The organism is Singulisphaera rosea (genome assembly GCF_054877945.1).
In genome coordinates this window covers 113,899-134,194 of sequence record NZ_JBTYIP020000014.1, presented here as the reverse complement: position 1 = coordinate 134,194, position 20,296 = coordinate 113,899, and the positions used below count along the sequence as shown (strand labels likewise).

The 20,296-nt window shown below is 67.4% G+C and carries 7 protein-coding genes; 5 read left to right on the top strand and 2 right to left on the bottom strand.

The window, feature by feature from the left end:
- Positions 1–512: 512 nt before the first annotated feature.
- On the bottom strand, positions 513–4,940 hold the full coding sequence (locus ACYOEI_RS22715; protein ID WP_462851873.1) for a beta strand repeat-containing protein: 4,428 nt from the start codon (positions 4,938–4,940) through the stop codon (positions 513–515).
- 559 nt (positions 4,941–5,499) lie between these two features.
- Here ACYOEI_RS22715 and ACYOEI_RS22710 point away from each other — a divergent pair.
- The 5 genes from ACYOEI_RS22710 to ACYOEI_RS22690 all read left to right on the top strand — a co-directional run bounded on the left by ACYOEI_RS22710 (position 5,500) and on the right by ACYOEI_RS22690 (position 19,586).
- Entirely contained in the window at positions 5,500–7,194 is a 1,695-nt protein-coding gene (locus tag ACYOEI_RS22710) for an ABC transporter permease (RefSeq protein ID WP_462851872.1), read from the top strand.
- Between the two features lie 274 nt (positions 7,195–7,468).
- On the top strand, positions 7,469–10,360 hold the full coding sequence (locus ACYOEI_RS22705; RefSeq protein WP_462851871.1) for a sigma-70 family RNA polymerase sigma factor: 2,892 nt from the start codon (positions 7,469–7,471) through the stop codon (positions 10,358–10,360).
- Between the two features lie 320 nt (positions 10,361–10,680).
- A complete protein-coding gene (locus tag ACYOEI_RS22700) occupies positions 10,681–13,596 on the top strand; it encodes a sigma-70 family RNA polymerase sigma factor (protein WP_462851870.1) in 2,916 nt (971 codons plus the stop codon).
- Between the two features lie 151 nt (positions 13,597–13,747).
- A complete protein-coding gene (locus ACYOEI_RS22695; RefSeq protein WP_462851869.1) occupies positions 13,748–16,591 on the top strand; it encodes a sigma-70 family RNA polymerase sigma factor in 2,844 nt (947 codons plus the stop codon).
- Positions 16,592–16,688: 97 nt separating this feature from the next.
- Entirely contained in the window at positions 16,689–19,586 is a 2,898-nt protein-coding gene (locus ACYOEI_RS22690; RefSeq protein WP_462851868.1) for a sigma-70 family RNA polymerase sigma factor, read from the top strand.
- Between the two features lie 195 nt (positions 19,587–19,781).
- Here ACYOEI_RS22690 and ACYOEI_RS22685 read toward each other — a convergent pair whose 3' ends face one another.
- The gene (locus tag ACYOEI_RS22685) at positions 19,782–20,114 is read right to left on the bottom strand and encodes a hypothetical protein (protein WP_462851867.1); all 333 of its coding nucleotides are present in this window, start codon (positions 20,112–20,114) and stop codon (positions 19,782–19,784) included.
- Between the last annotated feature and the right edge of the window lie 182 nt (positions 20,115–20,296).

Sequence of the window (20,296 nt, the reverse complement as noted above, 5' to 3'; positions counted from 1 at the left end):
CTTCGATCACACTTCGCAGTACTCCACGTGTGAGCTTGAGAACAAAATCAAGCATCGGCAGTTTTCATGTCCTTTCCTCGTCCCCGCTTTTCTCCTATCCGACGAAGTGCAACCATTTCTCCCGGTTTCCCATAGAATTCTTATCTCCACGAATCGGACCAACGCCGTGGAATGCCGCTTTATCATAGACGATTCAGAATACGTACCTTGCGAGAGCCTGTTCGACCCACCCGACTCGAAGTCGCTTCGCCGCCACCATCGAGCGCCTCGTCCACCTCGGCGCCTGCCGGCAAGTTTAGCTCCGAGGACCGACGACTGGCCCGTCGTCGCGTTGGCGCTCCGGAGCCAGTCCCACGGGCTCCGTGAGTGTAGAACCTGACGATCTCGGTCTCCCCCGAATTCGTCGTCGTGCTCGTCGGCAAGTACGCCGTCCCGAAGCCATGACAAAGGGGCCGCCGGCAAACCGGCGGCCCCCCTTGTCAAATCCTCGAGACACCGGCCCTACCAGGCCGTCACGAAGTCGTGGCCGTGATCGACGACGACGTCGCCATCGTCAAGCCCGACGCCGTCGCCTTGATCAGATACCCGACCGCCGGCTTGTTGAGGACGAGGTTGGTGAAGGTCGCCACCCCGTGTACGGCCTGGACGCTCAACGTCCCGCTCACCATCCCGTTGCCGGGGTTCGCCGCAAGGCCCACCGTGATGAGCCCGTTGTAATTCGGGTCGAGATTCCCGTTGGCATCCTTCGCCGACACCGTCAGCGAGAAGGCCACCCCGATCTTCACCGAGCTCGGCGGTTGCGTCGTGAAGGCCAACTGGGTCGCGGCGGGCGTCACCGTGATTGCCGACGACGTCGCCGTGGTCAGGCTCGACGACGACGCCTTGATCAGATAACCAGACGCAGACCGGTTCAATGTCAGGTTCGTGAAGGTCGCGACCCCGTGCACGGCGTTGACCGTCAGCGTGCCGCTCAACATCCCGTTGCCGGGGTTCGTCGCAAGGCTCAGGGTGATCGGTCCGTTGTAGTTCGGGTCGAGGTTCCCGTTCGCGTCCTTCGCCGACACCGTCAACGAGAAGCCCTGGGCCGTCATCACGCTGCTCGGCGGCTGCGTCGTGAAGGCCAACTGGGTCGCGGCGGGCGTCACGGTGATCGCCGTCGACGTCGCCGTCGCCAGGCTCGACGACGAGGCCTTGATCAAGTAACCCGACGCCGACCGGTTCAATGTCAGGTTCGTGAAGGTCGCGACCCCGTGAACCGCGTTGACCGTGAGAGTCCCACCCAGCATCCCGTTGCCGGGGTTGGTCGCCAAACTCAGGGTGATCGGTCCGTTGTAATTGGGGTCGAGATTCCCGTTCGCGTCCTTCGCCGACACCGTCAACGAGAAGGTGACCGCCGTCTTCACGCTGCTCGGCGGCTGCGTCGTGAAGGCCAACTGGGTCGCCGCGGGCGTCACCGTGATTGCCGTCGATGTCGACGTCGTCAGGCTCGACGACGAGGCCTTGATCAAGTAGCCCGACGCCGACCGGTTCAATGTCAGGTTGGTGAAAGTCGCCACCCCGTGCACGGCGTTGACCGTGAGCGTCCCGCCCAGCATCCCGTTGCCGGGGTTGGTCGCCAAACTCAGGGTGATCGGTCCGTTGTAGTTCGGGTCGAGATTCCCGTTCGCGTCCTTCGCCGACACCGTCAGCGAGAAGGTGACCGCCGTCTTCACGCTGCTCGGCGGCTGGGTCGTGATCGCCAACTGGGTCGCCGCGGGGGTCACCGTGATCGCCGACGACGTCGCGGCCGTCAGGCCGGTCGCCGAGGCCTTGATCAGATAGCCGGAGGCGGCCCTGTTCAAGGTCAGGCCCGCAAACGTCGCCACGCCGTTCACGGCGTTGACCGTGAGCGTCCCGCCCAGGGCACCGTTACCGGGGTTCGTCGCCAGGCTCAGAGTGATGGGGCCGGAGTAGTTGGTGGCGTCATTTCCGTTCGAATCCTTGGCGGTGACGGTGAGCGAGAAGGTGACCGCCGTCTTCACGCTGCTGGGCGGCTGGGTTGTGATCGCCAACTGGGTCGCGGCCGTGGTGGTTGCCGACGACGTGAAGGGGACCGTGGTGACGACCGCGGAGAGGAGCGAGCTCGTGGCGAGGAGTGTCACGCCGGTGCCGCTCTTGTTCAGGGTCAGGCCGGAGAAGGTCGCGACCCCGCCCACGGCGTTGACCGTGAGGGTCCCGCCCAGCGTCGCGCCGTTCGGGTTCGCCCCGAGGCTCAGGGTGACGGGGCCGTTGAACGAGGAATCCTTGTTCCCGTTGGGGTCGATCACCGTGACGGCCGTGCCGAAGGGGGTGCCGACGGTCACGTTCGCCGGGGGCTGGGTCGTGACCGCGAACGAGTCGGTCATCCAACCGATGTCGGCGAGGCCAGCCCAGTCGAGCGAGCTCATCCCGCGACGCTGGCCGGCGGCGAAGCCGCCGTCCATCAACGGCTCCTGGCCGTTCGAGGTGAGGCCCGAAGCCCACAAGCCGTTGTTGTTCGTCGCCAAGGGGACGGGGCCCCCGTTGCTCGCCGAGGCGTGGGGGCCCACGAAGGTGTGGTTCGCCGTGTTGACGTCGTTATTCCAGGGCGTCGACCACCCGAACCCGAGCATGCTCACGAGCAACTGTTCGGCGACCGAGAGGAAGTCGAACTGGCTCGCCCCGGGCGTCCCGCCCGTCCCCGCGAAGCTCCAATTCGAGTTCGCGCTGAAGGCGAGCATCCCACCCCAGGGGGCGATGTCCGTCGGGTTCGCCCCTTGGGCCCCCGCCTGGCCTCGCGTGTTGATGTTCGTGATCCAGTCGCTCGAGCCGCTATACGAATACCCGGCGCCGCTGTAATACGAGTAGCCGCCGGTCGACGAGGCGAAACCGCCCACATACACGAGGAGCGTGTTGGCGGCCACCGTCGGGTTGTTGACCGTGACCAACGTGCCCGAGCTCGGGTTCCCCGGGCTGGCGAAGGAGACCGACCAGTTGTTCCCTCCCGCCGAGTTCGGCACGATCGCCGACAGGGAGTCGTGCAGGCCGTTGCCGATGATCGCCGCGGCCTGCTCGAGCGCCGCCTTCGCCGCGGGGTTGTTCGCGAAGAAGCCCGTGGTGTCGTACGTGTAGTCGAACTGGATCTTGATCGTCGGGGCCTGGCCGTACGAGGTGGTGATCGGGGCGCTCGCCACCGTGCCCAGGCCCGAGGCCGAGGCGCTGATGACCGTGCCCGAGGCGGGCCGGTCGATCGTCAGGTACGAGAACGTCGCGACCCCGTTCACGGCGTTGACGGAGAGGGTGCCGCCGAGCACCGCGAGCCCGGGGTTCGACGAGAGCGCCAGCGTGACGACCCCCGAGAAGCCCGTGGCGACGTTGCCGAACGCATCCCGGGCGGTGACGGTCATCGAGAACGGGTTGCCGGCCAACAGGCTCGTCGGCGGGGCCGTCGCGATCGAGAGGCTGGTCGCGGCCGCCGCGGAGACGTTGAAGGCGTTGGTCGTCGCCGTGCTCAGGCCCGACGCCGTCGCCGAGAGGGTGTATCCGTTCCCGGACTTGTTCAGCGAAAGGTTCGAGAAGACGGCGACGCCGTTCACGGCGTTGACCGTGAGCGTCCCGCCCAGCGTCGCCCCGCCGGGGTTACTCGAGAAGCCCAGCGTGATCGGGCCGTTGTAGCTGGTGACCACGGAACCGAGGCCGTCCTTGGCCGACACCGAGAGGCTGAACGTGGAACCCGCGGCCACGTTCGCCGGGGGCTGGGCAGAGACGGCGAGCACCGTGGCCTGCCCGGCGGGGTTCACGTTCACCCCCGAGGTGACGACCGAAGGCGCGTCGGTCGCCGAGGCGCGGATCGTGTAGCCCGTCCCGACCTGGCTCAGCGTGAGCCCCGAGAACGTCGCGACGCCCTGCACGGCCTGCGCGGTGACGGTCCCGCCGAGGGTCGCGCCCCCGGGGTTGTTCGCGAGGCTCAGGGTGATCGTGCCGTTATAGGCCTTGTCGACGCGCCCGTTCGGGTCGACGGCCGAGACCGAGAGCCCGAAGCCCGCGCCAACCGTGATGTTCGACGGCGGCGCCGTGCTGATCGAGAGTGCGTCCGTCTCCCAACCGGTGTCCTCGAGAGCGGCCCAATCCAGCGAGGTGTACGTGGCCCCCTGCGGATAGGTGCTCACCGAGGGGTCCATGATCGCGTCGGAGCCGAACGACTGGGTGCCGGGGGCCCAGTGGGCGTCGGAGGAGTCGAGCGGCACGGGGCCGCCGTACGAGGCCACGGAGTGGGCCCCGAGGAACGTGTTCGTCGCGGTATCCACGAGGCCGTAGTCGGACGTGCCCGGGACCAGTCCCAGGACGTGCCCCAGCTCATGAAACGCGACGGCGAGGAAGTCGACCCCGCTGCCCGACGGCGTCCCCATCGGGGTGAAGCTGAACTGCGACAGGGTCGAGAACGTGACCGCCCCGCCCCAGGTCCCTGTGTCGGTCCGCGGGGTCGTCAGCGCACCGGCCTCGCCCCTCGAGATGACCAGTTGGTTCCAGGACGTGGAGCCCGAAACCGATAACCCCGAGCCGCCGAATCCCGCCACGCCCGTCGGCAAGGCCGACGCCCCGGCGTACACGATGATCGTGTCGGTCGGGACCGCGAGGTTCGTGAGGTTCAGCGTCGAGTTGATGTTCCGAGGGTCGAACGGCCGGGCCGACCAGGTGTTCCCCGCGCCGGGGTTGGCCGGGATCGCCGAGAGGTGGTCGTTCAGGTGGCTACCGACATAGCTCCCCACCTGCTCCAGGATCGTCCGCGCGGCCGTCCCGGGCGCGAAGAACCCCGTGTTGTCATAGGTGTAGTCGAACTGGATCGTGACCGACAGGACGACCCGAGGTTCGAGTGTTTCCAGCCCGCCCAAAAACGGCCGGGCGCGGCGGGACGATCCTCGCGGATTCTTTTGCGGACTCATGACTCGGGTCCCCAGCATCGAGGGTGCAAGCTCAATCGGCGCACGACACGGAGGGGGCACACGCTTCGGGCCACCACTCCTTCGAGATTTGGTGGGTTATCTTACGGAGTCCCTGACCGTCCTGACCATATAAAAATTGTGACAAAATCTAGATTTTCCGATCCATTTCCTTCGATTTGCGTGCTTTCCCCTTCGTTCGCAACACAATCTTCATCCTTTTAACGACATTTTCAATACACCATGCATGAGAGGTTGCCAACAACATCAGGCGATGCCATATGAATCCGTCTGCTCCTCGCCCTCCGTTACTGCCGACAACCGCACTCTAGCCATTCTCCCCAGATCCTCAGGAGTCTCGGATCCGGAGAAAGCAGGCGAACGAGGCGACCTGGGCAATCTGGCAGAATTTCTGTTTGCCTCGGAAACCTCACGAGCGGCATCGGGAGAGGGACCGAAGGCGAGGCTCGCCGGCCGTGGCGGGTCGGTGACACAGGGCCGGCTATTGCTATGATACGATGCGTTTCGGCCGTGTGACATCGCTTTACGAGGACGATTCGGCATGGGGATCTTCCGAGGGGTCGGACGACTGGCGGGCCTCCTGCTCTGGCTGATCACGCTCGCCCCGGTGCTGGCGATCTGGCCGGCGACCGTGCTCGACCGCGGCCCTCGGGGTGACGTGAGGCTGACCGGCTTTCCCTTCGCGCTGACGACCCTCGACCCGTTCCTCTGGGCCTGTGCCAGAAACAGCCTGGCGATGGCGGCGGGCGTGGCGGCCGGGTCGCTCGTGCTCGGGGTGGGCCTGGCCCGGGTCTTCGTCGGGCGACGGTTCTGGGGTCGCCGGCCCCTGACGGCGCTGGCGATCGCGCCCCTCGTGATCCCCCCGATGGTCGGGGCCCTCGGGCTGAGGATGCTCCTGGGGAGCCGGCTCGACGCGGGCGGCCCCAACGCCTGGATGGGTTGGGCGTGCTGGGCCTGGGCCGAGCTGATGGGAGGGGTCCCGCTCGTCGCGCTCGCGACGGCCTCGGCCCTGTCCCGGGTCGAGCCGGGTTGGGTCGACGCCGCGAGACTCGCGGGCATCGGCCGGCTCCGAACCTGGAGGCGTCTGGTCTGGCCGGTGATCCGCCCGGACGCGGCCAGGGCCGTTGCCGCCGTGTTCACGATCACGCTCGCCGAGCCGGGCGCCCCGCTCGTGCTCGGGATGCGCCGGAGCTTGCCGTTCCAGATCGTCGAGGCGGCCCTGGCGCCGGCGCCTTTCCCGCGCGCGGCCCTGCTCGGGCTCGTGGCCTTCGGGCTCGCGACGGTCGGACGCGTGCTGATCCGATGGTGGGGCGGCCCTCCCCTCGGGATCCTGGCGGAGGCCCCGGACGCGCGGCCCGCCACCGTCCCCGCTCCACGCGCCTCGGCCCTCGTCCTGGCCCTGGCGATCTCGGCCGCAGTCCTCTGGCTGCCGGCGGCGGCCGTGATCGCCTCGGTCTTGCCCGCAACCCCCATGGCTCGAGGGTCCACGGCCCTGCCCCTGGCCCGTTGGTTCGACGGTGCGGAGATGGGCCGCCTGATCGCGAATTCGTTCGTCCTCGGCGTGGTCGTTGTGGCGATCGACCTCCTGATCGCGCGGTCGCTCGCCTCGGGTTCCGGGCGTCGCCAGCGCCTATCCCGGGCGTTGGGACAAGGCGCCGAGGCCTTCCCGTCGTTGGCGATCGGCGTGGGGGCAATGGCCATCCCCTGGCTCTTGCTGTCGGCGGCCGCCACCTTCGAGTCGACCGGGCGGCCCCCCGCCCTGGCGCGGGCCTTCCGGGCCGTCGCCTCCGTCCTCGACCCGGACACGGCACCCGGCCTCCTCCTGATCGTGGCGGTGGCCGCGGTCGGACAATCCTCTCTGATCCGGATCGCGGCGGGGGGAATCGACGACCGCTCGCGACATCGGCTCTTCGAAGCGGCGATCGGCCTGGGTGCGACGGCCGCCCAGGCGAGGCGACGGTCGACGTCGGACTGGTTCGGTACCTCGCCGAGCGTACTCCTGCTGTTACTTGTCCTCGCGGCGACGAACCTCTCCCCGAGCCTCTTGCTCGCCCCCACGATCACCAGCCGCCCCGCGGCCCCCGGACTCCTGATCCTCGCGGATGAGCCCGTTGACGGCCCATCGAAGGCTGCCAGGCTCGCGACCTGCATCATCGCCGCGAACGTCCTCGCCCTGGCCCTCGCCGCTCGAGGACGCCCTCGCGCCATCGGTGATTGGTTCCGAGGAGGGACGTAACTCCCATGAGGGAGATCTCTTCACCACAAAGGCACAAAGACACCAAGGAAAGGATCCCAAGAGGACGAGTTCCCAACGGGCTTCCTCCCAGATCTCTTTGGGTCCTTGTGGTGAGTCTCCCCTTTTCTGCAAAGCCGACTTTCGGGGCGATGTCGTCGAGGATTTCGAGGGAAAAATGATCGTCGTCTCTCCGCCGGGCCCTCTTTAGTGGTCAAGTCGAGAGCCTGCCCTCTCGAGCATGTCCCCAGCCTCAAACCATCGGAGGGTCGGCGAGATGGCCAGCAGCGTTTCCCTCGGTGCCGCGTTGCGGCAGATCCACAGGCTGTTTCTCGACGGGAACCTCTCGGCGGTCCACGACTCCCAGCTCCTCGAGCGATTCTTCAACCGGGGCGAAGCCGAGGCCTTCGAGGCCATCGTCGCGCGACACGGCCCGATGGTGATGGCCGTCTGCCGGGCCCTCCTCGACGACCCGGGCGACGTCGAAGACGCCTTCCAGGCCACGTTCCTCGTCCTGGTCCGGAAGGCCCGGACGATCCGGGGCCACGACGCCCTCGGCGCCTGGCTCCATCGGGTCTCCCACCGAGTCGCCGCCCAGGCCAACGCCGACGGATACCGACGCCAAGCGTTGCGACTCTCCCTCCCGGGCCGGGCGACGTCCGAGCCCCCCGAAACCCGCGACGACGGCTCGATCGCGGCGCTCCACGAGGAGGTCGGCCGACTGGCGGACCGATACCGGATCCCGATCGTCCTCTGCCACCTCGAGGGGCTCTCCCACCTCCAGGCCGCGGCCCGGCTCCGCTGCGGCGAGGCGACGCTCCGGCGGAGGCTCGCGCGAGGCCGCGACCTCCTCAAGACCCGCCTGACCCGGCGTGGGATCGCACCTATTGGAACCTTGCTGGTAGCCCTCGAAGCGACCCAGGCCGAGGCCGTCGTCTCGGAAGCCTCGGCCCGCGCGACCGCCTCGGCCGCGGTGCTCCTGGCCTCCGGAAGTCCGGTCGGCCGCACGGCCGCCGTCACCCTCGCGACCCGAGTCTCGCGGGCGATGTTCGCGGCGAAGGTCACCCGCGCGGCGATCGCCCTGGCCTCGCTCGCGATCGCCTCGGCCGCCTGCGCCTCTGTCGGGATCGAAGAGGACCATGGCGAACAACCACGTCCTGCGGGAGCGATGGCCTCCCCCGAACACAAGCCGAAATCCCAGACGAAGCCGGTCGAGAACGCCGAGGCAGAGATGATCGAGGTCCACGGCCGAGTCGTCGGGCCGGATGGGACGCCAAGGGCTGGGGCGCGGCTCTACCTCGTGGTGTCGGTCCACAGCGTCGACGAGCAGTACTTCCCCCCTCCCCTGCCGGTCCGGGCCACGACCGGACCTGACGGTCGGTTCCGGTTCCGCGCCTCCCGCAACGAGTTGGACGAGGACGGGTCGTACGCCTTCGGCGTCTGCCTCGGAGCCCTCGCCGAAGGTTTCGCGCCGGGCTGGCAGCACATCGACCCCGAGGTCGGCAAGAAGGAGCTCGAGTTGCGGCTCAAGGTCGACGAGGTCCCGGTCGTCGGCCGAATCCTCGACCTCGAAGGCCGTCCCGTCGTCGACGCCAAGGTGGCGGTCATCAGCCTCATCGCGGTGCCGAACGGGGACGTCAAAGCCTGGCTAGAGCTCATCCGGGCCAATCAAGGCCGGGAGAACCCAGACCTCTGGCAACCCCTGTTCCGGCGGTTCGCCCCGGGCGACACGGGGGTCCTCCCGAAAACCCGAACCGACGCCAACGGCCAATTCCGACTCTCGGGGATCGGCCGCGACCGGATTGCGGTCATCGACGTGGGGGCCTCGAACATCCTGGAGGAGTCTCATATGATCCTCACCACTTCCGATCCGGGCTTCTCAAAGATCCTCTTGCCCGACGACGGCTCGGGGACGGGACGAGTGATCCCACTGCTCGGGCCGCGCCCGGCCATCGTCGCCACCCCGGGACGGGCGGTCTCGGGAATCGTCCGCGACCGCGACTCGGGGAAGCCGCTGTCGAAGTTGAGGGTCCAGTCGTTCTCCTACCCCTACAACTCGGCCTTGACCGACGAACGAGGGCGCTATCGCCTGATCGGAGCAGTCACCGATGAGGCCGTCTCTCTCTCGGTCATGCCCGAGGGTGAGCCCTACCCGAGGACCTCGCGGAAGCTCGACACACCCGGCCATCCCGCGTCGATCACCGCCGACCTCACGCTGACGCGAGGTGTCGAAGTGAACGGCAAGGTCACCGACGGCCTGTCCGGCCGACCCGTCTCCTCCTGGGTCCGTTACCACCCGTTCCGCGAGGCTCCTGACGGGGCAATCGGCTCAGAAACGCCCGAGCAAAGCGACGTCCTGACCGACGCGAACGGTCGGTTCCGCCTGGTGGTGACGCATGCCGGAGGCGTATTGTCGGTCGATGCGAGGGATTCGGGATATCTCACGGCCCCGAAGCCGTCCCCCGATATCGATGCCAAGATCCTCGAGCCCTTCCGCCTCATGTCCGCATCCGAAGGTCATAAATACATCGTGATCAACCCACCAGCGGACACGAGGCCCATCGCTCTCGACGTCTCCCTCGATCGAGGCCGAGAGCAGAAGGGGAGCCTCGTCGGACCGGACGGACAACCCGTCGCCGGCTCGCTCGAAGTCGGCGTCGATGGCTGCTGCGGGTTCGAGGAGAAGAACGTTCTGAAAACCTCGGAGTTCACCTATCGGAGCCCGAAGCCGGGCATGCACGAAACCCTGTTCTTCATCCACGAGGCCAAGCACCTCGGGGGATCCCTTGAGGTGACAGGCCTCGAGCCCGGCCCTCTCCGCGTCGAGCTCCGGCCGACCGGCGCCGTCGTCGCCCGCCTCGTCGACGCCAACGGCCACCCCCGCCCCAACGTCGGCCTCCACGTCCATTACGATCGCAAGTCGAACGGCGAGGAGTCGTCGGAAGAACACCTGAATGGCCGGATCATCACCGGCCGCGACGGCCGATTCCGCATCGAGTGGTTGGTGCCCGGAATGCCATACTACATCGAGGTCATCCCCAGTAACGGACAGCATGCGGACAGCCTGATCACCCCCGCGCCCGAGCCCACAGAATTCCACTGGACGATCGGCCCCGGAGAGACCAAAGACTGGGGCGACGTGGTGGAGACGAAGGTGCCGTCCGAATAGAATCCTGGATCACTTACAAGAGCGCATTCCACCTTGGCTATTGCGCACTTCAGAAAGTCGCACAAACCGTGCGACAACCCATTGCCTCGTCGAAAACGCATCACGAACGCGACAACGCACAAAGAAAGCTCAAATAGGGGCTCGAAAAGGATTCGTACCCTTAGTATCCTCCCTTCGTGCCTTTGTGGTGAAGAGTTCTCCCCGCACACCACCCGTGGAGATCAACGAGGGGCATCCACTTTTTCCAAAAATCCCGCGCCAGAGCCATCCTCAGCCCCCCTCAGTACAATCGGGATCACGAACTCGGAGGAGGCGAGGTCATGGCGATGGCGCAGCTCGGGGCGGCACTTCAGCAGATCGAACGGCTCTTTCACGAGGGGACGCGCGTCGGCCTGTCCGACGCCCAGCTCCTCGACCGGTTCCTCACGAACCGCGACGAGGACGCGTTTGCCTCGCTCGTCGAGCGGCACGGGGCGATGGTCCTGGGGACGTGTCGCGCGATCCTCAAGGATCCGCACGACACCGACGACGCCTTCCAGGCCACGTTCCTCGTCCTCCTCAAGAAGGCGCACTCGATCCAGGGGCAGCACGCCCTCGGGGGGTGGCTCCATCGCGTCGCGTACCGCATCGCCCTCCATGCCAACGACGTCGCCAAACGGCGCCGGGGGCGAGAGCGGGAGGTCGGAGAGCTCGACACGGCCGTCCCGGATGCCGATCGAGGGCACGAGGATCTCCGCCCCCTGCTCCACGCCGAGATCGACCGGCTCCCCGAGAAATACCGCCTGCCGATGGTGCTCTGCGACCTCGAGGGGATGACCCGGCAGCAGGCCGCCCAACGACTGAGCTGGACCGAGTGGATGGTCCGAGGCCGGCTCGACCGGGCCCGGGAACTGCTCCGCTCGCGGTTGACCCGGCGCGGGGTCACGCTGTCGGCCGGCGTGCTCGCGACGATGCTCACGGGCGAAGCCTCGGCGGCGGTTCCCAAGGCCTGCGCCTCCGCCACGGTCAGGGCAGCGGCCGCGGTCGTCCTCGGGACGTCCGTGTCGGGAGCTGTCTCGGCCCCGACGCTCCTCCTGGTCCGGGGGACGCTCCGGGCGATGACCCTCGCGAGGTTGTCGGGGCTGACGGCGGTCGTCCTGGCCCTCGCCCTGGGCGGTGGTGCCGTCGTCGTGGGGGCCGACGCCCGGGATGACGCACCTCCGCCGCACCAGGCTTCGACGCCGGGAACCGCGAAGACGGATGCGGCCCCGGCCAAGGCGGAGGCGACCGACGAGGTGGTCTTCGAAGGCCAGGTCCTCGCCCCGGACGGGACTCCGTTTTCGGGAGCGGCCTTGAGATACTTCGGCCGGGAACCGGACCCGGGTGTGGTGCCGAAGCCGAACGCGGTCAGCGACCGCGAGGGACGGTTCCGTTTCACCGTCGCCAAGGCCGAGGCGGGCAACCTCTGGCGGCACCACACGGTCGTCGCGTCGGCCGAGGGGTACGGCCCCGACTGGGGCACCCTATCCGATCCCGGCCAGGGCCCCAAGCTGACCTTGCGACTCGCCCCCGACGAGGTCCCGATCGTCGGTCGAGTGCTCGACCTCCAGGGAAAGCCCGTCGCCGGCGCGGTCGTCCGCCTCGAACGGATCGAAACCAGCCGCGAAGGGACCCTGGACGCCTATCTCGACGCCTGGAAACGCGGCGATATCAACGCCGAGACCAGCTTGCGGAAGGTCCTGTTCACCCCCTCGCTGGCCGGCCTGCCGAACTCGTTGAAAGCCGGCCAGGACGGTCGATTCCGACTCGTCGGCGTCGGCCGAGAGCGGGCCGTCCGCCTGGCCATCTCGGGCCCGGGGATCGAACAGACGATGATCCGCGTCCTGACCCGACCCGGCCTGGATCCCAAGACGCTCAACGCCTCCGCCAAGACCGCGATGCTCGGCAAGGTGAACCGACAAGGCCAACCGCCGTACGGGCCCACGCTCGACCTCCTCGCCGGCCCAGCCCGCTCCCTCTCCGGGACGATCCGCGACAAGGCGACCGGCAAGCCCCTGGCCGGGATCCAGGTCCGAGGCTTCGGCGTGGGTGAAGGCCACAACCAGAACGTCGAGACGACCACCGACGACCAGGGCCGATACCACCTCGACGGCCTCGCCGTCGCCTCCGAGGTCCGCCTCCACGCCTTCGCCGGCGAGAAAAGCATCTACCTGCCCGCGGCCAAGTCCGCCCCCCGCGACAGCGGCCTGCGTACCCCCGACGTCGACTTCGAACTCGAGCGAGGGGTGAAGGTCCGAGGGCGGGTCTCCGAAATGGGGACGGGACGGCTCGCGGAGGAGCCCAGGCCGGGCCTCGTCTATCGCCCCCTCACCGGCAACACATTCTTCCGCGACACCCCCTCCGGCGAGATGTTCCGGCAAAGTATCAGCGGCCACTCGATCAATGAGGACGGCACCTTCGAGCTCGTCGTCGGCCCGGGGCCTGGGGTCATCCTCGTCTATCTCCACGATCGCTCCGGCGAGCTCTCCACGCGATATCTCCCCGCGCGGAAGCCCCGGGAGAACGGAGGCGCAGGATCGGAAAATAACGACATGCTGACGGACATGAACGGCCACGCCATCTTCTTGCCGATGTATTTTGCTTACGCCTTGATCAACCCCAAGGCCGACGACCCAGGCCCTCCTTCGGACCTTCGGCTCGAACCGGCCCTGTCCCGGTCCGGGTCGATCGTCGGGCCGGACGGAAAAACCCTGTCGGGGGCGACCATCGCGGGACTTCTGGGCCGGTTCGACACCCCCAAGGTCCTGCCGACGGCCGAATTTACGGTCGCCGGACTCGACCGGACCCAGCGACGTCCCCTGGTGGCCTTGCATCCGGGCCGCAAGCTCGCGGGCACCTGCGTCGTCTCGGGGGCCGACCAGGCGCCGGTGGCCCTCGCGCTCGAGCCCTGGAGCACGGCCTCGGGCCGGCTGCTTGACGCCGACGGCCAGCCGATTGAGGACGTCCCGATCCACGTCGGCCTCTGGGCGGGCCCGGACGACGCCGAGCGGCCCACCATGGAGCTTCCCGGTTTGTCTCGAGTCATGACCGGCCCCGATGGCCGCTTCCGGGTCGAAGGGCTGGTCCCGGGCCTGGCTGCGGGCTTGTTCCCCACCGCCAAGAATGGCGCTCCGCTCAAGCAGAACGACCGACTCAAGCGCCTGACCCTCCAGCCGGGAGAGTCGCGCGACCTGGGCGACATCACGATCCCACGTTGATGGGATCGGTGTCGCGGCCACTCGCCTCGGCCCCCACGATCTGAGAAAATTGATCGGAATGCCCGCGCCGAGCCCTCTTTAAGCGGTCGAGTCGAGAGGATCTTCATCGACTCGGGGCATTCGCACGATCAAACGAAGGAGGGCCGGCGAGATGGCCAGCGGAACCCTCGGCGCCGCGTTGCGGCAGATCCACACGCTCTTCGACCTCGGGAATCTCGCCGCCCTCACCGATCCCCAACTCCTTGAGCGTTTCCTCGCCCGAGGCGACGCCGACGCTTTCGAGGCCCTCGTCATTCGACACGGACCGATGGTCCAGGCGGTCTGCCGGGCCTCGTTGATCGACCCCGACGACGCCGAGGATGCGTTCCAGGCCACCTTCCTCGTCCTCGTCCAGAAGGCCCATTCGATCCGCAAGTGCGAGGTCCTCGGCGGCTGGCTCCATCGGATCGCCCGACGCGTGACCGCCCAGGCCAACGCGGACGCCGCCCGGCGACGCGAGCTCCAACGGATCGCCGCGTCCCGGGCCGAGCTCGAGACTCGCCCGCAGGTCGGCGAGGATCCCCAAACCGCCTTGCATGACGAGATCGACCGGCTCCCCGAGAAGCTCCGGCTACCCGTCGTCCTCTGCGAGCTCGAGGGCCTGACCCAACCCCAGGCCGCCACACGACTCCACTGCGGCGAGGCGACCGTCCGCAGGAGGTTGACCGACGCGAGGCATGTCTTGAAGCGACGGCTGACGCGGCGAGGCGTCGCTCCCCCTCTCGGACTTTTGGGAGGCCTCGCGGCCGGGGACGCCAAGGCGGTGACCGAGGCCTTGGTCCGCGAGACAAGCCGGGTCGCGCGGAGCGCCTCGTTGAACTCGTCGGTAGTCTCCGCGTCGGTCGCCTCGTTGGCAAAGGGGGCTCTCCGGAGCATGTGGTTGGCCCGGATCGTCGGCGTCGGAGCGTCGACCCTGTCACTCGCCGGAGTGCTCGCGATCCTGGGCGGACTGGCCTTGAGTGACGAGGCGAAAGACGTCACCCAGGGGGCATCACCCGTAACGGTGAAGCCTCGGGCCGGTCAAGAGGCCCCAAAGACGGCCGTCCCGGCGTCGGCCCCGTCGAGCGAAGTCAGCCTCGTCGGCCGGGTGCTCGACCCCGAGGGGAAACCCTTCGTTGGGGCGGCGATCACCGTCCTCCCCGACTTCTATTTTGGGAACGCCCCCGAGCCGGTCCCGGCCGCCAGGGCCGTGAGCGACGCCGAGGGCCGATTCAAAGTCACGTTCGTCAAGTCGAGCATCGATTCGATCACGCACAGCCCCGAGCCTTGGCGATCGGCCCAGATCATCGCGACGGCCGAGGGGTACGGGCCCGACTGGGAGCAGGTTGGATCCGTCGTACCCGGTGGTGAGTTGATCTTGAGGCTGGCCAAGGACGACGTCCCGATCCTTGGGCGAGTCGTCGACCTGGAAGGTCATCCGATCGCAGGCGTGGCCGTGAAGGCCACGACGGTCACGGGACCGAATCACCTGGAGCGCTGGATCAAGGAGTCCTTCGCGAACATCGCCGAGATGCCGAAGGACGTCACGGCGAAGCGCCTGATCCTCGTCCACTCGACGCTCACGCGGGCCGCAACGACCGGCGTCGACGGACGATTCCAACTCAAGGGATTCGGCAAGGACCGAGTCGTCGAGCTGGGTTTCCAGGGCCCATCGATCGAGAGGGGGGGCGTGAAGGTCGCGACCCGCCCGGGGCCAGCGACCGAGACGGGGCCCGAACTCAAGTTTCGGATCCATGGACCCTCATTCGATTATGCCGCCGCACCGGGGCGTCTGGTGGTCGGCACCGTCCGAGACAGGGTCACGCGCCGCCCCCTGCCGGGCATCCGAGTCTCTGCCACGTGTGATGAGCCACCGGGCCGCCATGGATCCGCCGGTACGGTGACGACCGACGACCAAGGCGCCTATCGCATCGAAGGAATGCCGCTGGGCAAGGCCTATCGCCTGAGCGCCGGGCCGGGCCCCGGCATGCCTTACCTCAACACGAACGAGTCGCCGATTGAGCTGCCCGGCTCGGCCCCCATCATCTCGGACATCGAGCTCGAGCATGGGGTCGCGATCCGGGGTCGCCTCATCGACAAGGCGACCGGCAAGCCCGTGCGAGGTACGGTTTCTTATATGCCCACCGGCGACAACCCAAGGCTTGCCGAACTCAACTACAACAGCTCGAGGTTCCTCCGACAACGACCGGCGACCGGAACCGACGGCGAATTCGAGGTTGTCGGCCTGCCAGGACGAGGCCTCCTCATCGCCTCGGCGTCGGATGCCGGCCGCTTCACGACGGCCGAGCCCGAGGCATTCGCCGAATCGGCCGAATCGCTCAAGTCTGCATTTGCGAATGCCGTCGCGACTCTCGACATCCCGGGAGGGATCGACTCGTTCTCTCGCGACGTCACGCTCGACCCCGGCCGGACGCTCTCGGGGACGGTGCTCGATCCCGACGGCCGCCCCCTCGCCGGGACGATCGCCTTCGGGCTGGGATCGATGATCGATAACAACTCAAGTCGTACCCTCGACACCGCCTCCTTCACGGTCACGGCACTGAAGCCAGGCCATGAGCGATTCGTCGTGATTCAGCATCCGGGTCGCCGACTTGGCACGTCCGTCATGCTTCGGGGAGACGAAACGGAGGCCGTGGCCGTCAAGCTCGTCCCTTGCGCCTCGATCGCCGGCCGACTCGTGGACGCCCGGGGGAATCCCCGACCAAAGTTCGTTGTCACGGCCCGATCTACCGAGAGGAACCCGTCGAGGATGTTGCTGGGCATTACTCCCACCTGGCCCTCGGCAACGACGGATGATGAGGGCCGGTTCCGTATCGAAGGGCTGGTTGCGGACATGTTCTACAACGTTTCGGCCTATTCCCGTACCTCCAGGGACTACGAAGTCCTCGTCGAGGAGTTCAAGCCGCGCCCCGGGCAAACCCGAGACCTCGGCGACGTCCACGGTTCGCCCGAATGAGCTGGGCGTCAAACGATCCGAGAAAGTTCATGTCGATCCCCCCCGGCCTCCCCTCAGTATGGTGAAATGACCTTGGAGGCCGGAGGAGGGACTGACGATGGCCAGCATGCAACTCGGGGCGACCCTGCCGCACATTCATCGGCTCTTCGGCGAAGGGGCCGTCGGGGGGCTGAGCGACGCCCAGTTGCTCGAGCGGTTCGTCGCCCGACGGGACGGGGACGCCTTCGCCTCGCTGGTCGAGCGGCACGGGGCGATGGTCCTGGGGACCTGCCGGGCCGTCCTCAAGGATCCCCACGACGCCGAGGACGCGTTCCAGGCCACCTTCCTCGTCCTGGTCAAGAAGGCCCCGTCGATTCGAGGAGAGGATGCGCTCGGGGGCTGGCTCCATCGCGTCGCGTACCGCATCGCCCTCCACGCCAACGCCGACTCCGCGCGTCAGCGTACACGAGAGCGGCAGGCGGGGAAGGACGTCCGCACAATCGACGACCGAAGCCAGCACGCGGACGACTGGCGGCCGATGCTCCACGAAGAGGTCGAGCAACTCCCCAGCAAGTATCGCCTCCCCGTCGTCCTCTGCGACCTCGAAGGACTCACCAAAGGCGAGGCCGCGGCCCGCTTGCGCTGGACCGAAGGGATGGTCCGAGGCCGCCTGGAGCGGGCTCGGGCCTTGCTCCGCAAACGCCTGACTCGTCGAGGCGCCACGCTCGCGGGGGGTATCCTGGCGACCATCCCGACCCGCCAGGCCTCGGCGGCCTTGCCCGAAGGCTGGATCAACGCAACAGTCCGTGCCGCGTTGGGGACGACCTCGGGAGCCGCCTCGCCGATCGCCGTCGCGTGGGCCGGGAGAGTGGCCACCAGCCTCGTTCTGGCCCAGGCCAAGACGTCGGCCGCGATCCTCCTGATCCTCGTCACGCTGGCCTGCACCTCGGTCGTCGTGCTCGCGGACAACCCGAGGCGAGACGACGAGCCTGGAACAACCAAAACGCCCACGGCCGTCGCCAACTCGCCGGCGATCCCCGAGGGCGAAAAGGCTCCCCTGGACGTCGTGGGGCGTGTCCTCGACCCCGAGGGCAAGCCGGTGGTCGGGGCGACGGTGCGATTCTTCCCCAAAGCCTGGGACATGATCTGGTCGCCCGACCACCCGAGCCGCCCCAGCACGAAGAGCGGCCCCGACGGCCGCTTCCGGATCCGCGTCGCCGACCCCGGATTGACCCAACTGCTCCCGCACACGAAATGGCTGCATCCGTCGGTCGCCGCAGTCGCCGACGGATATGGCCCGGGCTGGTTGAGGTTCCGCTCGTCGACCGAGGCCGGCGACCTCACCTTGAGGCTCGTGAAGGACGACGTCCCGATTACCGGGCGTGTCCTCGACCTCGAAGGACGCCCGATGGCAGGGGTCACCGTCAAAGGGGTCCGGGTCAACGCCTCGGCGGAGCTCGACCTTCCCTCCTGGCTCGAGAAGGTCGCGAAATCGAAGGACCGCGTGCGAGAGTTCAGGGAGGCCTTGCGTCCGGACCTGGACCTCGAAGCCCTCGGCGGGGGCAAGCCCGTGGTCACCGGCCCCGACGGCCGCTATCGACTGACCGGGTTCGGCCGAGACCGGGTCGTCATGCTTGCGTTCGAGGGCCCGACGATCGTCGCGTCTTCGGACGAATGCGTGGTCATGACCCGACCGGGGCCGACGACGAGGCTCCCGAAAGAGCGCGGGCAACCCGAGATCGTCATCCACGGCTCCCCCTTCGACTACGTCGCGGCGCCGACGCGACCGATCGTCGGGGTCGTCCGCGACAAGGCCACGGGACGCCCCATCCCGGGCCTCTCGGTCCGCAGCGAACTCTTCGCCACGGGCAAGATCCACGGCGACGACCGCGTCCGGACCACGACCGACGCCGAAGGCCGCTACCGACTCGTCGGCATGCCCCAGGGGGCGGGGAACCTGATCGCGGCCGTCCCGGGGACGGGCCAGCCCTATTTCGCCGAGGAGGCCAAGGTCCCCGGTGGCTTCGGCGCGGCACCCGCCGAAGTCAACTTCGCTCTCACTCGCGGGATCCCGATCCGAGGGAGGGTCACTGACAAAGTCACGGGGCGACCCATCCCGTCGAACGTCGAGTATGACGCCTTCGCCGACAACCTTCGGGCCTCGGACGTCCGATTCATCCACCATAACGTGGTGACGACGCGAGACGATGGGATCTTCGAGATCGTCGGCCTGCCCGGCCGCGGACTCCTCGCCGTCCAAACCGCCTTCGGGAATCTCTACCCGAGGGCCCAAGGCCTCGACAAGATCCCCGCGAAGGACCGCCAGGGCGACCCGAACTTCCCGTTCAACACCGCCTCCCGCTCCTTCGACGTCCACACCTATTCGGCCTTCGTCGCGGTGACGACCGCCGAGGACGCCGACTCCGCCCAATGCGACGTCGTGCTCGATCCCGGCCGGCAGGTCCGCGGCCAAATCCTCGGGCCCGACGGCCATCCCCTCTCGGGAACGAACGTCGCCGGGCTTCATCCCATAGGGGCTGACGCGAAGCTTCCGACGGCCGAGTTCGTCGCCGTCGGCCTCGAGCCTGGACACCTCCGCCCGCTCTTCTTCCGCCATGTCGAGAAACACCTCGCCGGAACCCTTGTCTTGCGAGGCGACGAGTCAGGCCCGCAGGTCGTCCGTCTCGGGCCGGCAAGTTCTCTCGTCGGCCGCTTGCTCGACCAGGACGGCCAGCCCCGCGCCGGTTACGCCGTCCACATCGGCCTCGACCCGAAATCGTATGGCTTGCCCTTCCTCTTCGCCGAGTACCTGCGCCCGACCATCGACGAGCAGGGGCGATTCCGCATCGAAAACCTCGTCCCCGGCGTTGCCTACAACCTCAGCGTCCTCGACGGGGATCTCATCGACGGTAAGCTCGTCGGCAAGATCGCCCGGAATCTGACCCTCCAACCCGGCGAAGCCAAGGATCTGGGCGAAGTCCGTGTGTCGCCCGAAAATCCGAGAATGGGCCCTTGACCCGAACTTCTTTTGATAAGAGAGGAGGATTCACCACAAAGGCACAAAGGACGGGAAGAAATTACAAATCCAAACACAATGTTTTGTTTTTCACTTTGCGTCCTTTGTGCCTTTGTGGTGAATCCTCCCCCCCCCCATTCCTCCCCGATTCGGCTACAGGTTGGGGGACGAAACGCCTTCGAGATCACCATCGAATCACATAAGTTCCCATGATTCCGACTCCGACGAGTTCCCCTCTGCGGGTGGAAAGGGGCATCTCTCGGGAACCTCCCTGCGTCGCAATTGGGCGACGTAGGCGTCATCCTTGCGTACGAATCGGATCACACCTCCGACGAAGACGCCGATCGCAACGATCACAGCCCCGGCGATCCCCTCGAGAATGAGGATAGGCAAGGCCAAGTCGTCTGCGGAGCCTACCGCCGCACGGATGTGCTCCTCCAAGGCCAGCACCAAGGCCACGACAGCCACCGTAATCATGAGCGTTCGCAACCGCAGTTGCACGACACGGGGCTCAGTTGCTGAATCCATTAATCCTCTAGGCGACGTCGGTCTTGATTACGGCATCAGAAAATGACGCCATGTGGCGATCGGAGTGCCATTGCCGCGACATTCACCCTGATTCGAGCTCACTCATGGATGAATCCTCAGCCACATCTCATCCCGTATCCAGGTCCGCACCGAGAGACGCAAGGCCTCACCCGGACCAACCG

Excerpts from the sequence above, each read along its gene's own strand:
- ACYOEI_RS22695 (WP_462851869.1), top strand. The coding sequence starts at position 13,748 with ATGGCCAGCGGAACCCTCGGCGCCGCGTTGCGGCAGATCCACACGCTC.
- ACYOEI_RS22685 (WP_462851867.1), bottom strand. The coding sequence starts at position 20,114 with ATGGATTCAGCAACTGAGCCCCGTGTCGTGCAACTGCGGTTGCGAACG.
- ACYOEI_RS22700 (WP_462851870.1), top strand. The coding sequence starts at position 10,681 with ATGGCGATGGCGCAGCTCGGGGCGGCACTTCAGCAGATCGAACGGCTC.
- ACYOEI_RS22705 (WP_462851871.1), top strand. The coding sequence starts at position 7,469 with ATGGCCAGCAGCGTTTCCCTCGGTGCCGCGTTGCGGCAGATCCACAGG.
- ACYOEI_RS22715 (WP_462851873.1), bottom strand. The coding sequence starts at position 4,940 with ATGAGTCCGCAAAAGAATCCGCGAGGATCGTCCCGCCGCGCCCGGCCG.
- ACYOEI_RS22710 (WP_462851872.1), top strand. The coding sequence starts at position 5,500 with ATGGGGATCTTCCGAGGGGTCGGACGACTGGCGGGCCTCCTGCTCTGG.
- ACYOEI_RS22690 (WP_462851868.1), top strand. The coding sequence starts at position 16,689 with ATGGCCAGCATGCAACTCGGGGCGACCCTGCCGCACATTCATCGGCTC.